Source organism: Citrifermentans bemidjiense Bem (genome assembly GCF_000020725.1).
GTDB lineage: Bacteria > Desulfobacterota > Desulfuromonadia > Geobacterales > Geobacteraceae > Geomonas > Geomonas bemidjiensis.
Window position 1 is genome coordinate 1,459,983 of record NC_011146.1, and the last position, 13,734, is coordinate 1,473,716.

Genomic DNA, 13,734 nt, shown 5'->3' on the forward strand with positions numbered 1-13,734 from the left:
CCGATGCCAAGCGTGGAGACCAAAAGCTCGGAAGAGACGGTGGAGTTGGGGGCGAGGCTCGGCAGGCTCCTGGAGCCGGGGGATTTCGTCGCCCTAGTTGGGGAGCTCGGGGCGGGGAAGACCCAGTTCGCCAAGGGGGTCGCCCTGGGGCTCGAGGTGGACCCGGAGACGCCGGTGACAAGCCCCACCTACACCATCTTGAACGTCTACCAGGGGAGGATTCCGCTCTACCACTTCGACCTGTACCGCCTGCAAGGGGCGGACGAGGTGGCCGACCTCGGTTTCGAGGAGTACTTCTCCGGCGACGGGGCCTGCGTGGTCGAGTGGGCCGAGCGCCTGGAAGACGAGGTCCCCGAAGAGCTCCTCACCGTCGAGCTGAGCCACCGCGGGGAGGGGCGCTGCGTTTCCTTTCACGCCGAAGGGGCACGGCCGAATGCCGTTTTGGAAGCCCTTTTCCCCTCCTGATCTCTTGCTATAAACAGCATCTTCAAACAGCGGGTTGCCCGGCCGCGTCAAAGGCCGGGCAACTTGTTTCAAGCCGCAGCCCCGCTCGTCTCATGATGCGGGGCTGTTTTTTTTACCGATCCCACCAGCGAGAGGAATATTTTCCGATTCCGGTCCCTTGGCCGCTCTTACTTAAAAAAATGTTTTGACCGTGAACTCTATTCTTGCTAATAAAGGTACCTCCTAACCACCGGGGGATGCTTTCCGGGGATTAACAGTTGAGTATAAGGAGGACTGACATGGCTTTGGTGGTCCAAAAGTACGGCGGCACCTCGATGGGTTCCGTCGAACGGATTCGTAACGTCGCTAAGAGGGTGGCGAAAACCTACGATGCCGGCAACGACATGGTGGTGGTAGTCTCTGCCATGTCCGGCGAAACTAACAAGCTGGTGGCCCTTGCCAACGAAGTCTGCGAATTCCCGGACAACCGCGAATACGACGTGCTGGTTGCAGCAGGCGAGCAGGTTTCCATCGCGTTGCTGGCCATGTGCCTTAAATCCATGGGGTACAAAGCGAAATCCTACTTGGGCTTCCAGGTCCCCATTCAGACCGATAGCGCCTACGCAAAGGCACGCATCGAGAAGATCGACGACGCCAAGATGCGCACCGATTTGAAGGAAGGGACCATCCTCATCGTCGCGGGCTTCCAGGGTGTCGACCAGTCCGGCAGCGTCACCACGCTTGGGCGCGGCGGCTCGGACACCTCGGCGGTCGCTCTCGCGGCGGCTCTGAAAGCGGACGTTTGCGAAATTTTCACCGACGTTGACGGGGTCTACACCACCGATCCCAACATCTGCAAGGACGCGAAGAAGATCGAGCGCATCTCCTACGAGGAGATGCTGGAGTTGGCCAGCCTGGGCGCCAAGGTGCTCCAGATCCGCTCCGTCGAATTCGCAAGCAAGTACAACGTCGACGTCCATGTCCGCTCAAGCTTTAACGAAAATCTCGGAACCATGGTTACCAAGGAGGATAAAGATATGGAAGCAGTACTCGTCTCGGGTATCGCCTATGCCAAGGATGAAGTGAAAATAGCCGTGATGCAGGTTCCGGACAAGCCGGGGATCGCCGCCCAGATCCTGTCGCCGCTCTCCGATGCCAATATTTCCGTGGACATGATCGTTCAGAACGTGAGCGAGGCCGGTTCCACCGACTTCACCTTCACCGTGCCCCAGGCCGAATTCAAGAAGGCGCTGGCCATCACCCAGGAGACCGCCCAGGCGATCAACGCCAAGGAAGTCCTCTCCGACGAGAACGTGAGCAAGGTCTCCATCGTCGGCCTCGGCATGAGGAGCCACGCAGGGGTCGCGACAACCATGTTCAAGGCGCTTGCCGCAGAAGGGATCAACATCCAGATGATCTCCACCTCGGAGATCAAGATCTCCGTCGTCGTCGACGCCAAATACACCGAACTCGCCGTAAGGGTGCTGCACGACGTCTTCGGCCTGTCGAAATAACACCCGTTCAACGTTAGACGTTCGAGGTTTCGGAACCTTCTGTGTGCAGGGGACTGGCTCCGCAAGGTGCCCGTCCCCCTGCAGCCGGAGGCCTTGGGACATCGGGCGGCGTACGTATGGCGGTGACCTTTAAAATGCTGAACATCAAACGTTGAACGTAGAACGTTGAACGGTTTTTTGTGAAGGATGGGGTGATATGAGCTTGGTGAAACTGTACGATACGACGCTTAGGGACGGAACGCAGGCAGAAGACATCTCTTTCCTGGTGGAGGACAAGATCCGCATCGCCCATAAACTGGACGAGACGGGCATCGCTTACATTGAAGGAGGGTGGCCCGGGAGCAACCCCAAGGACGTCGCCTTCTTCAAGGACATCAAGAAAGAGAAGCTCTCCCAGGCGAAGATCGCCGCTTTCGGCTCCACCAGGCGCGCCAAGATCACCCCGGACAAGGATCAGAACATCCGCACCCTGGTGCAGTCCGAGGCGGATGCGGTCACCATCTTCGGCAAGAGCTGGGACTTCCAGGTCCACGAGGCGCTCAGGATCCCGCTTGAGGAGAACCTGGAGCTGATCTTCGACTCGCTGGAGTACCTGAAGGCGCGCATGCCTGAGGTGTTCTACGACGCCGAGCACTTCTTCGACGGCTATAAGGCGAATCCGGAGTACGCGATCAAGACCCTGCTGGCGGCACAGCAGGCCGGCGCCGACTGCATCATCCTCTGCGACACCAACGGCGGGACCATGCCCTTCGAGGTCGCCAGCATCGTGGCCGACGTGCAAAAGGCGATCACCACCCCGCTCGGCATCCATACCCACAACGACGGCGAGTGCGCCGTCGCCAACTCGATAGTCGCTGTGCAAAGCGGTATCGTCCAGGTGCAGGGGACCATCAACGGCTTCGGCGAGCGCTGCGGCAACGCGAACCTCTGCTCCGTCATCCCGGCCCTCAAGGTGAAGATGAAGATGGAGTGCGTGAGCGACCAGCAGATGCGCCAGTTGCGCGACCTCTCCCGCTACGTTTACGAACTGGCGAACCTGGCGCCCGACAAGCACCAGGCGTACGTCGGCAACTCCGCCTTCGCCCATAAGGGGGGCGTGCACGTCTCCGCCATCCAGCGCCACCCCGAGACCTACGAGCACATGAGGCCGGAGCTGGTGGGAAATACCACCAGGGTGCTGGTTTCCGACCTCTCCGGGCGCGCCAACATCCTCGCCAAGGCGACCGAGTTCAACATCAACCTGGACAGCAAGGATCCGGTGACCCTGGAGATCCTGGAAGACATCAAGGCGATGGAGAACCGCGGCTATCAGTTCGAGGGGGCGGAGGCTTCCTTCGAGCTCCTGATGAAGCGCGCGCTCGGCACGCACCGCAAGTTCTTCTCCGTGATCGGCTTCAGGGTCATCGACGAGAAGCGCCACGAGGACGAGCAGCCGATCTCCGAGGCTACCATCAAGGTGAAGGTGGGGGGAAAGATCGAGCACACGGCGGCGGAAGGGTCCGGCCCGGTCAACGCGCTGGACAACGCGCTCAGGAAGGCGCTGGAGAAGTTCTATCCCAAGCTTCGGGACGTGAAGCTCCACGACTACAAGGTAAGGGTGCTCCCGGCAGGGCAGGGGACGGCCTCCTCCATCCGGGTGCTGATCGAATCCGGCGATAAGGAAGGGCGCTGGGGCACCGTCGGCGTTTCCTCCAACGTCATCGAGGCCTCCTACCAGGCCCTGATCGATGCCATTGAATTCAAGCTCCACAAGGATGAGGAGGCGGCAGCGCCGAGGCAGTGATGCCGACGAGCAGCCGACTCGCCATCTGGTGTCTCGCCCTGCTCCTCTCCATAACGCTCTATGTAAAAGGCCGCTTTCCTGCCCCGAGGGGTGAGGAAGCGGCCTTTTTGTGTGCGCGGGGCGAAAGTGTCACGGTGCGACTGGCGGGAGGATTTCCCCGCGCCGGCGTGTATCGGTTTCCCGACGGTACCTCGGTGCGTAGCGCCATAAAAATGACGGTTACCGATACGGAGCCTCTGGGAGCGCTCCCGGCAGGGGGCGCGGCGCTGCTGCAAAACGGGGACGTCCTCAACCTTAGCATTCCCGACGGAAAAAACGCCGTGATTTCAATCACAAAAATGGGAGCTCAGGAAAGGATGCTGCTGCAGGTGCCGCTGGACCCGGACCGGATGTCGGCGAAGGAATGGGCGCTGTTGCCGGGGATAGGACCTGTGCTTTCGGAACGGATCGTGGCGGAGCGTCACGAAAATGGCGCTTTTGGCTCCCTGGAGGGGGTGTTACGGGTGCCGGGGATCGGGCCGGCAAAACTGGAGGCGATTAAAAGATATTTCTAATGGTTCGTAAATCCCTTTTTTTTCGTAGGTTACGCTTTGGCAAAGCTTTCATTAGATTACAATCAATTCATAATCTTTATCTTGGCATGCAAGGTGAAATATAGCTCCGCACATGAAGTCTTTTAATCAACTTTTTGTTGGGAGGTAAGGTTTATGAAATGTCCTAAATGCAAAGGTAGAATGTTTGCCGAAAAATATTACGACTTCGTCAGATCTTTCGATGCCTGGAAATGCACCTGCTGCGGAGAGGTCCTGGACCCGACCATCCTGGCCAACAGAGCGAGAAACTTCAACAGCCTGCTCGGCTGATACAACCGAATGCACACACGCCCATGAAAGGGGACCGCAGAAGCGGCCCCCTTTTTTCGTCGTCCCCCCGCCCCCCGTTTTCCTGACCTTGCAGGTTCGCCATCGTTGCTCCCCCGATAGCCGCCGAGAATTTTCCTGGAGTTTCCGCTTGACAGGTTCCGGATGCTCCGCTATAAAAGGGATAAATTTGGTCCTAAAGGTGTTCTTATGATGGAACTGACCCGAAAGGGTGAATACGCCATACGTGGCATCATCTACCTGGCACAGCAGCCGCCTGGCCGTGTTTCGCTGATCAGCGAGATCGCCGCAGCGGCCGAGGTCCCGCAGACCTTCCTGGCCAAGATCTTCCAGAGCTTTGCGAAGCTGGGGCTGGTTACTTCCTCTCGCGGCACCGGCGGTGGCTTCGTTCTCGCCCGCCCCGCCTCGCAGATCACGCTGCGGGAAGTGGTAGAGGCGGTGGAGGGACCGATCCTTCCCAACCGTTGCCTTCTGGGAAGCGCCTGTGACAGGGGTGGCCCCTGCCGCGTTCACGGGGTCTGGAAGCAGGTGCAGACCGAGGTGGTGCGCATCCTGGACGGGGTGACCATCGACTCTCTGGCGCGCAGCCCGGAGCAGCAGTAGGCGCGCGGCCTGAAAAAAATTTGCCGACAAATGAGATAAAGAAGGTCCTGTTTATCCCGTATACACTATTGGCTTGAACCGGTTTTAATGATAGAAGTACGGGCCCCCGGCCCCAAAACGTGCATTTAATATTCAAAGGAGCGCACAGATGGATGTATTGACCTTGAGCAGGCTGCAGTTTGCCGTCACCAGCATGTTCCACTTCATTTTTGTCCCGTTGACCCTGGGGCTGTCGGTCCTCGTCGCCGCCATGGAAACCCGCTACGTGGTCACCGGCAACGAGATGTACAAGAGGATGACGAAGTTCTGGGGGAAGCTCTTCCTGATCAACTTCGCGCTGGGGGTGGTGACCGGCATCACCCTGGAGTTCCAGTTCGGCATGAACTGGGCCGAGTACTCCCGCTACGTGGGGGACATCTTCGGCGCCCCGCTCGCCATCGAGGCGACGGTCGCCTTCTTTCTGGAGTCCGTGTTCATAGGCGTCTGGGCCTTCGGCTGGAACAAAGTGGGAAAGAAGATGCATGCGGCTTCGATCTGGATCGTCGCGCTGGCGACCAACCTCTCGGGGCTTTGGATCCTGCTCGCCAACGGCTGGATGCAGCACCCGGTGGGGTACGTCCTTAGAAACGGCCGCGCCGAGATGGTCGACTTCATGGCGCTCATCACCAACCCCTTCGGCCTTTTGAAATTCGGGCACCAGATCGTTTCCGGCTACACGGTGGGCGCCTTCTTCGTGATGGGGGTGTCGGCCTGGCACCTGCTCAGGGGGCGCAACCGCGATTTCTTCAAGGCATCTTTCGGCATGGCTGCCGTCTTCGCCCTTGCCTCCACGCTGATGGTAGCCGTCATCGGGGATTTCCACGCGGTCGACGTCGCCAAGACCCAGCCCGCCAAGTTCGCGGCCATGGAGTCCATCTGGGACAGCTGCCGCAACGCCCCCATGCACCTGATCGCGTTTCCCGACGAGAAGAACCAGTGCAACCTCGTCTCCGCCTTCCCGGTTCCGGGTATGCTGAGCCTTCTGGCCTATCATGACCTGAACGCCGAGGTGCGGGGGTTGAATTCCTTCCCGAAGGCGGACCGCCCGCCGGTGCTCCCGGTCTTTCTGAGCTTCCGCGCCATGGTGGGGCTTGGGACGCTCTTCATCGTCCTCGCCGCCGTCTCCATCTTTTTCCACCGCAAGAACCTTTTGGAGAAATACCCCTGGTTCCTGCGCGCGATGGTCCTCTGCATCCCGCTCCCTTACATCGCCAACCAACTGGGGTGGGTGGTGTCCGAGGTGGGGAGGCAGCCCTGGATCGTCTATGGTCTCATGAGGACCTCGGACGCGGTGTCGAAGAGCATCGACCTGTCTCAGGTGATCGGTTCGCTGCTCGGCTTCACGCTCCTTTACGGGCTTTTAGGCTTTGTCGATATCTACCTTCTGGCGAAGTTCGCCCGCAAGGGGCCGGAAGAAACGACCATTGGCGCCACCGGCGCATTCGGAAAATAGGGGGAGCAAATGGATCTGCATATCGTTTGGTTTGTGCTTTGGGGTGTTCTGTGGGGGGGCTATTTCATGCTGGACGGTTTCGTGCTGGGAGGCGGCATGCTGCACCGCGTGCTGGGCAGAGACGATACCGACCGGCGCGTCCTCATCAACAGCTACGGCCCCGTATGGGACGGTAACGAGGTCTGGCTGGTGACCGCCGGGGGCGCCACCTTTGCCGCCTTCCCGACCACCTATGCGCTTATGTTCAGCTACCTGTACACCCCGTTATTGCTGCTTCTTTTCGCGCTCATCGTGCGCGGGGTCTCCTTCGAGTTCCGCGGCAAGGAAGACGGCGCGCTCTGGAAGGGGTGCTGGGACTGGGCCATCGTGATCTCAAGCTTTATCCCGGCGCTTTTGTTCGGGGTGGCCTTCGGCAACATCTTCGCCGGTCTCCCCATGGACGAGGCGGGCTACCACGGCTCTCTCATCTACTTGTTGAACCCATACGGCGTGGTGAGCGGTCTTCTCTTCGTACTGCTCTTTCTGGAGCACGGCGCGCTCTACGCGGCCCTGAAGAGCACCGGTGCCCTGAGCCGTCGCGCCGAAGAGACGGCGAAGGCAACCTGGATTCCGCTGCTGGTGGTGGCCGTTGGCTTTTTGGGCTACAGCTATTTCGCAACGAGGCTTTACGACAACTACCTCGCCGCCCCCGTCTTCGCCGTGGTGCCGCTCCTGGCCGTGGCAGCGCTCTTAGCCGTGCGCCTGTTCCTTGCCAAGGGGAAAACCCTGGCGGCTTTCACGGCATCCTGCGCCACCATCCTAGGCGTGGTTTTCACCGGCGTCATCGGGCTCTTTCCGAACCTGATACCCTCGAACCTCGACGCGCTGTACAGCCTCACCATATACAACAGCTCCTCCTCCGATTACACGCTGCGCATCATGACCTTCGTCGCCTTCATCTTCGTGCCGATCGTGATCGCCTACAAGATCTGGGTATACCGGCTCTTCCGGGGTCGGGTCAGCGCCGAGACCCTGGCCGGGGATCACGAGGCCTACTAGTTTTTAAAAGCGCCAGCCGCGCCTCCGGCTCTGTCCGGGGGCGCGGCGGAGCCTTTCGCGCCTTCTAGTTGCGGGAGCTCTCCCCCCTTTGCGGCAGGTTAAATCGTTGATAGAACAAATCTAATTCTGTGTTGACAAATTCCCTCCCCCTTTGGTACCTTACGCTCTTGTTGCGTGCGCCGGCCGACGAGCGCCGCTCCCTAGCCTCTTACGGGAGGCAGCTTCCCCTGCGGATGCCCCGACGACCCGTCACCAGAATTCCCGCCCAGACCCCATGCCATCAGGCATTACGGCAGAGAGCCTGCCCTATAATGTGAACAAAAGAGAGGAATTTTCATGCAGATCAGTGTTGAATCGGTCAACAGCATCAAGAAGAAGTTGAACTTCGAAATCCCGGCAGACAAAGTTTCTGCTGAAGTTGACAAAGCTTACGCCGAAATAAGAAAGCATGCCGCCATAAAGGGGTTCCGGAAGGGCAAGGTCCCGATGAGCCTGATCGAGAAGCACTACGGCGAGAAGATGGCCGAGGACGTGGTGAAAAACCTGGTCCAGGAAAGCTACTTCAGCGCGGTGAGCGAGCAGGGGCTGAACCCGGTAGGGTACCCGGCTATCGAGAGCAACCCGCTGAAAAAGGGTGAGTCCTTCAAATATTCCGCCACCGTCGAGGTCTTCCCTGAAGTCGAGGTGAAGGATTACACCGGCCTCGCAGTGGTCAAAGAGAAGCTTGAGATCGACGATTCCGTCGTAGCCGCGCGCCTGAAGGAGATGCAGGAGCGCATGTCCCAGCTTGGTCCGGCACCCGAAGGGCATGCAGCGGCCATGGGCGACTTTGTTACCTTCGACTTCAAAGGCGCCATGGACGGCGTTTACTTCGAGGGGGGCTCCGCCGAGGACTTCCAGCTCGAACTCGGCTCCGGGCGTTTCATCCCCGGCTTCGAGGAGCAGATGGTCGGCATGACCGTCGGCACCAACAGCACCATTAAGGTCAACTTCCCGGAAGGGTACGGCAACGCCGACTTGGCCGGCAAGCCTGCGGACTTCGAGGTCTCCATCAAGGAGATCAAGGTGAAGGAGCTTCCGGAACTGAACGACGACTTCGCCAAGGAGTTCGGCGAGGAGTTCGAGACCCTGGACCTGCTGAAGGCCAAGCTCGCCGAGATGAACGAGGCCCAGGAAGTCAGCCGCATCAACGCCGAACTGCGCGACCGCCTCATCAAGGCCCTGATCGAGAAGAACGAGCTCGAGGTTCCCGAGGCGCTGGTGGACCGCCAGGCGCAGATGATGCTGGAGAGCACCAAGCAGAGGCTCGCCTCCCAGAGGCTTTCCCTGGAGATGATGGGGATGACCGACGACAGCTACAAGGCGCAGTTCCGCGATAACGCCCGTGAGCAGGTAAAAGGTTCGCTGCTTCTGGACGCGGTCGCCGAGAAGGAAAAGATCGAGCCGACCGAAGAGGAGTTCGAGGCGCAGCTCTCCGTGATCGCCGAGCAGACCAGGCAGGACCTGGAGAAGGTGACGCAGCTGTACAAGACCAACGAGCGGGCCAAGGACAACCTGATGGCCCAGATGAGGGAAGACAAGGCGGTGCAGTTCATCCTTGACCGCGCCAAGGTGACCGAAGTCCCCAAGGCGGAAATTAAATAGGAGTGTCCATGCTTGTACCGATAGTAGTGGAGCAGACCGGCCGGGGCGAGAGGTCGTACGACATCTACTCGCGCCTGCTGAAGGACAGGATCATCTTCCTGGGCGGCGGCATCGACGATAACGTCGCGAACCTGGTGATAGCGCAGCTCCTCTTCCTCGAGGCCGAGGACCCGGACAAGGATATCCACCTCTACATCAACTCCCCCGGCGGCGTGGTTACCGCCGGCATGGCCATCTACGACACCATGCGCTACATCAAGGCGCCGGTCTCCACCATCTGCGTCGGGCAGGCCGCCTCCATGGGCGCGTTCCTTCTGTCCGGCGGCGAGAAGGGGAAACGGTACTCGCTGGTCAACTCGCGCATCATGATCCACCAGCCCCTGGGCGGTTTCCAGGGGCAGGCGACGGACATCCATATCCACGCCAAAGAGATCCTGCGCATGAAGGATCAACTGAACGCGCTTCTGGCCGAGCACACCGGCCAGAGCGTGGAAAAGGTAGCGGCCGATACCGAGCGCGACTACTTCATGTCGGGCGAAGAGGCCAAGAATTACGGCATCATAGATGCCATTGTGACTAGAAACGTCGTCACCGGAGGTGCCAATTGAGCAGAAGAGATGACCGTTCCGACACGCTGATCTGTTCCTTTTGCGGGAAGAGCCAGGAAGAGGTAAAGAAGTTGATTGCGGGGCCTACGGTCTACATCTGCGACGAGTGCATCGAGCTTTGCAACGACATCATCGCGGAGGAGTCCAAACTGGAGGATGCCACCGCTACCGATGTGAGGAAACTTCCCAAGCCGCAGGAGATCAAGGAAGTCCTCGATGAATACGTGATCGGCCAGTCCAGGGCGAAGAAGGTACTGGCTGTCGCCGTGTACAACCATTACAAGAGGGTCGAGGCCGCGGTCAAGCCGGGCGACGTCGAGATGCAGAAGAGCAACATCCTGCTTCTTGGCCCCACCGGCAGCGGCAAAACGCTCCTGGCGCAGACCCTGGCCCGCATCCTCAAGGTGCCTTTCGCCATGGCGGACGCCACCAACTTGACCGAGGCGGGTTACGTCGGCGAGGACGTGGAGAACATCATCCTGACCCTTTTGCAGGCGTCCGACTACGACGTGGAGAAGGCGCAGAAGGGGATCATCTACATCGACGAGATCGACAAGATCGCCAGGAAGTCCGACTCCCCCTCCATCACCCGCGACGTGTCGGGCGAGGGGGTGCAGCAGGCCCTTTTGAAGATCATCGAAGGTACCGTGGCGAGCGTACCCCCCAAGGGTGGCCGCAAGCACCCGCAGCAGGAATTCCTCAAGGTGGACACCACCAACATCCTGTTCATCTGCGGCGGGGCCTTCCCCGGGTTGGACAGCATCATCCAGCAGAGGATCGGGGTCAAGACGCTCGGCTTCGGCGCGGACGTCAAGAAGAAGGTGGAGAAGAAGGCGGGCGAACTGCTGGCCGGGGTGACCCCTGAGGATCTCCTCAAGTTCGGCTTCATCCCCGAGTTCGTGGGGCGCCTTCCCATGCTCGCCTCGCTTTCCGAGCTCGACGAGGAGGCGATGGTCCAGATCCTCAAGGAGCCGAAGAACGCGCTGATCAAGCAGTACCAGAAGCTCTTCGATATGGAGCACGTGAAGCTGAAGTTCACCGACGGCTCCCTGGTCGCCATAGCCCGCGAGGCCCTGAAGAGAAAGACCGGCGCCCGCGGCCTGCGCTCCATCCTCGAAAACGCCATGCTGGACATCATGTACGAGATCCCTTCCCAGAGCATGGTGAAGGAAGTGGTCATCAACGAAGAGGTGATCTACAGCAAGGAAAAGCCGATCATCGTCTACGAGAACGTGGCGGAAAGCGCCTGAGCATACAGGAAAACATGACTGAGAAAGCCAGAACCAGAGGTAAAAGGAGGGGGAATCCGGAAAGATTCCCTCTCTTTCCATTAAGGGACATAGTTATCTTCCCGCACATGGTGATTCCCCTCTTCGTAGGGAGGGAGAAGTCGGTGCTCGCCCTAGAGGCGGCCATGGCGCAAAACGACAAGCTGATCCTTTTGGCCACGCAGAAAAACGCCAAGACCGAGGACCCCGAGCCTGGAGACATCTACACGGTCGGGACCCTTTGCCAGGTGATCCAGCTCCTGAAGCTCCCCGACGGGACCGTGAAGGTGCTGGTGGAAGGGAAGCGGCGCGGCTCCATCGCCTCCTTCTCCGACAACAGCGAATACTTCGAGGTCGAGGTCGAGGTGCTCGAGGAGCAAAGCGGCAACGACAGCGAGAACGAGGCGCTGAAGCGCGGGGTGCTTGCCTCCTTCGAAAGCTACGTCGAGCTGAACAGCTCGGTGCCGTCCGAGATCCTGCAGTCGGTGCAGGCGATCGCGGACCCCTCGCGCCTGGCCGATTCCATTGCCCCGCACCTGAACCTTAAGGTGGCACAGAAGCAGGAGCTTCTGGCCGCGGTGCAGCCCGCGCGCCGCATGGAGCGACTCTTGTCGCTCATGGGGGCGGAGATCGAGATCCTGCAGATCGAGAAGAAGATCCATGCCCGGGTCAAGAAGCAGATGGAGAAGACCCAGAAGGATTACTACCTGAACGAGCAGATCAGGGCGATCCAGAAGGAGCTGGGGGGGAAAGACGAGTTCAAGCAGGAGCTGCGCGCCCTGGAGGCGAAGGCGGCCAAGCTGCCGCTGTCGCCCGAGGCCAAGCAGAAGGTGCAAAGCGAGATCAAGAAGCTTAAGTTCATGTCCCCCATGTCCGCCGAGGCCTCGGTGGTGCGCAACTACGTGGAGTGGCTCCTGGCGCTTCCCTGGGGCGCCTACGCCGAGGAAAACCGGGAGTTGAAGGTAGCCCGGGAGCGGCTGGACGCCGACCACTACGGCCTGGAGAAGGTGAAGCTCAGGATCCTCGAATTCCTGGCGGTGAGCGCGCTCGCCCCGGGGATGAAGGGCCCCATCCTCTGCCTGGTGGGCCCTCCCGGGGTCGGCAAGACCTCGCTCGCCCGCTCGGTCGCGAAGGCCACCGGCCGCGACTTCGTGAAGATCTCGCTGGGCGGGGTGCGCGACGAGGCGGAGATCAGGGGGCACCGGCGCACCTACGTCGGGGCCATGCCCGGCCGGATCATCCAGTCGCTCAAGAAGTGCGGCTCCTCGAACCCGGTCTTTCTTTTGGACGAGATCGACAAGATGAGCTCCGACTTCCGCGGCGATCCCGCCTCGGCACTTCTGGAGGTGCTCGACCCGGAGCAGAACAACTGCTTCAACGACCATTTCCTCGACCTCGACTACGACCTCTCGCAGGTGATGTTCATCACCACCGCCAACTCGAGCCACACCATACCGAGGCCGCTTCTGGACCGCATGGAGGTGGTGCGGCTGGACGGCTACACCGAGCACGAAAAGCTTGCCATCGCGCGCGAGTACCTGGTCCCCAAACAAGCGGCGGGAAACGGGCTCGCTGGGAAGGGGATCAGCTTCACCGATGCCGCCGTCCTTGAGTTGGTCCGCCGCTACACCCGCGAGGCAGGCGTCAGGAACCTGGAGCGGGAGATCGGCGCCGTATGCCGCAAGATCGCCTTCGCCGTCGCCGGCGGCGGAAAGCTGCGTCGCACCGTGCAGCCGCGCCAGATAGCCGGCTTCCTGGGTGCGCCGCGGTTCAAGTACGGAGAGGCGGGGCTCGAAGACGCGGTGGGGCTCGTGACCGGTCTCGCCTGGACCGAGGTCGGGGGAGAACTCCTGAACATCGAGGTGGTGTCGCTGCCGGGCAAGGGGAAGCTGACCGTGACCGGCAAGCTGGGCGAGGTGATGCAGGAATCGGCGCAGGCCGCCATGACCTACGTCCGTTCCCGCGGCGAGCTTCTGGGGTTTGCCAAGGACTTCTACCAGCATCTGGACATCCACATCCACGTCCCGGAGGGGGCCATACCGAAGGACGGTCCCTCGGCCGGGATAGCCATGGCCTGCGCGCTCACCTCGGCGCTTACCAGGAGGCCGGTGAGACGCGATATCGCCATGACCGGCGAGGTGACCCTGCGCGGCACGGTGCTCCCCATCGGCGGCCTCAAGGAGAAACTCCTGGCGGCAGGGCGGGGGGGTATCCGCACCGTGCTGATCCCCAAGGAGAACGAGAAGGACCTGGCCGAGATCCCCAAGGAGATCCGCGCCGGCATCACGGTGCACCCGGTGGCCCACATGGACGAGGTGCTGGGGTACGCGCTCCTCGCGCCGGTGGGGCTTGCTCCGGCGGCGATCTACGGTGATGCTGCCGTCGCCGCGACCGAAAATTCGGTTGTGCCACATTAGAAAAAAAGCCGCAGAAAAAAGGTTGACAGTCGAGACGGCGCT

At 60.6% G+C, this 13,734-nt stretch carries 12 protein-coding genes; all 12 read left to right on the forward strand.

Annotated elements, in window-relative coordinates:
- Nucleotides 1-3: 3 nt before the first annotated feature.
- The 12 genes from tsaE to lon all read left to right on the forward strand — a co-directional run bounded on the left by tsaE (nucleotide 4) and on the right by lon (nucleotide 13,692).
- Nucleotides 4-465, forward strand: a complete 462-nt coding sequence (gene tsaE, locus GBEM_RS06340) for a tRNA (adenosine(37)-N6)-threonylcarbamoyltransferase complex ATPase subunit type 1 TsaE (protein ID WP_012529694.1) — start codon at nucleotides 4-6, stop codon at nucleotides 463-465.
- Between the two features lie 278 nt (nucleotides 466-743).
- Nucleotides 744-1,958, forward strand: coding sequence for an aspartate kinase (locus GBEM_RS06345; RefSeq protein WP_012529695.1), 1,215 nt, complete (start codon nucleotides 744-746; stop codon nucleotides 1,956-1,958).
- Nucleotides 1,959-2,154: 196 nt separating this feature from the next.
- Nucleotides 2,155-3,741 carry a citramalate synthase gene (gene cimA / locus GBEM_RS06350; protein WP_012529696.1) on the forward strand — a complete coding sequence of 529 codons (1,587 nt, stop codon included), beginning with the start codon at nucleotides 2,155-2,157 and terminating at the stop codon, nucleotides 3,739-3,741.
- Complete coding sequence (locus GBEM_RS06355) at nucleotides 3,741-4,295, forward strand: ComEA family DNA-binding protein (RefSeq protein WP_012529697.1); 555 nt, start codon at nucleotides 3,741-3,743, stop codon at nucleotides 4,293-4,295. The genes cimA and GBEM_RS06355 overlap by 1 nt, the downstream gene beginning before the upstream one ends.
- 153 nt (nucleotides 4,296-4,448) lie before the next feature.
- Nucleotides 4,449-4,604, forward strand: coding sequence for a hypothetical protein (locus GBEM_RS21020; RefSeq protein WP_012529698.1), 156 nt, complete (start codon nucleotides 4,449-4,451; stop codon nucleotides 4,602-4,604).
- A 207-nt stretch (nucleotides 4,605-4,811) separates the two neighbouring features.
- Complete coding sequence (locus GBEM_RS06360) at nucleotides 4,812-5,225, forward strand: RrF2 family transcriptional regulator (protein WP_012529699.1); 414 nt, start codon at nucleotides 4,812-4,814, stop codon at nucleotides 5,223-5,225.
- A gap of 148 nt (nucleotides 5,226-5,373) precedes the next feature.
- Nucleotides 5,374-6,717 carry a cytochrome ubiquinol oxidase subunit I gene (locus GBEM_RS06365; protein ID WP_012529700.1) on the forward strand — a complete coding sequence of 448 codons (1,344 nt, stop codon included), beginning with the start codon at nucleotides 5,374-5,376 and terminating at the stop codon, nucleotides 6,715-6,717.
- 9 nt (nucleotides 6,718-6,726) lie between these two features.
- Nucleotides 6,727-7,755, forward strand: a complete 1,029-nt coding sequence (gene cydB, locus GBEM_RS06370) for a cytochrome d ubiquinol oxidase subunit II (protein ID WP_012529701.1) — start codon at nucleotides 6,727-6,729, stop codon at nucleotides 7,753-7,755.
- Nucleotides 7,756-8,091: 336 nt separating this feature from the next.
- Nucleotides 8,092-9,399 (forward strand): trigger factor, encoded by a 1,308-nt coding sequence (gene tig / locus GBEM_RS06375; RefSeq protein ID WP_012529702.1) that lies wholly within the window; start codon nucleotides 8,092-8,094, stop codon nucleotides 9,397-9,399.
- 8 nt (nucleotides 9,400-9,407) lie between these two features.
- Entirely contained in the window at nucleotides 9,408-10,007 is a 600-nt protein-coding gene (gene clpP, locus GBEM_RS06380) for an ATP-dependent Clp endopeptidase proteolytic subunit ClpP (protein ID WP_012529703.1), read from the forward strand.
- Nucleotides 10,004-11,257 carry an ATP-dependent Clp protease ATP-binding subunit ClpX gene (gene clpX / locus GBEM_RS06385; protein ID WP_012529704.1) on the forward strand — a complete coding sequence of 418 codons (1,254 nt, stop codon included), beginning with the start codon at nucleotides 10,004-10,006 and terminating at the stop codon, nucleotides 11,255-11,257. Before clpP ends, clpX begins: the two co-directional genes overlap by 4 nt.
- 14 nt (nucleotides 11,258-11,271) lie before the next feature.
- Nucleotides 11,272-13,692 carry an endopeptidase La gene (gene lon / locus GBEM_RS06390; RefSeq protein WP_012529705.1) on the forward strand — a complete coding sequence of 807 codons (2,421 nt, stop codon included), beginning with the start codon at nucleotides 11,272-11,274 and terminating at the stop codon, nucleotides 13,690-13,692.
- Nucleotides 13,693-13,734 lie beyond the last annotated feature (42 nt).

What these genes read in the sequence shown, in the direction of transcription:
- tsaE (WP_012529694.1), top strand. Translation starts at nt 4, where the DNA reads ATGCCAAGCGTGGAGACCAAAAGCTCGGAAGAGACGGTGGAGTTGGGG.
- GBEM_RS06345 (WP_012529695.1), top strand. Translation starts at nt 744, where the DNA reads ATGGCTTTGGTGGTCCAAAAGTACGGCGGCACCTCGATGGGTTCCGTC.
- cimA (WP_012529696.1), top strand. Translation starts at nt 2,155, where the DNA reads ATGAGCTTGGTGAAACTGTACGATACGACGCTTAGGGACGGAACGCAG.
- GBEM_RS06355 (WP_012529697.1), top strand. Translation starts at nt 3,741, where the DNA reads ATGCCGACGAGCAGCCGACTCGCCATCTGGTGTCTCGCCCTGCTCCTC.
- GBEM_RS21020 (WP_012529698.1), top strand. Translation starts at nt 4,449, where the DNA reads ATGAAATGTCCTAAATGCAAAGGTAGAATGTTTGCCGAAAAATATTAC.
- GBEM_RS06360 (WP_012529699.1), top strand. Translation starts at nt 4,812, where the DNA reads ATGATGGAACTGACCCGAAAGGGTGAATACGCCATACGTGGCATCATC.
- GBEM_RS06365 (WP_012529700.1), top strand. Translation starts at nt 5,374, where the DNA reads ATGGATGTATTGACCTTGAGCAGGCTGCAGTTTGCCGTCACCAGCATG.
- cydB (WP_012529701.1), top strand. Translation starts at nt 6,727, where the DNA reads ATGGATCTGCATATCGTTTGGTTTGTGCTTTGGGGTGTTCTGTGGGGG.
- tig (WP_012529702.1), top strand. Translation starts at nt 8,092, where the DNA reads ATGCAGATCAGTGTTGAATCGGTCAACAGCATCAAGAAGAAGTTGAAC.
- clpP (WP_012529703.1), top strand. Translation starts at nt 9,408, where the DNA reads ATGCTTGTACCGATAGTAGTGGAGCAGACCGGCCGGGGCGAGAGGTCG.
- lon (WP_012529705.1), top strand. Translation starts at nt 11,272, where the DNA reads ATGACTGAGAAAGCCAGAACCAGAGGTAAAAGGAGGGGGAATCCGGAA.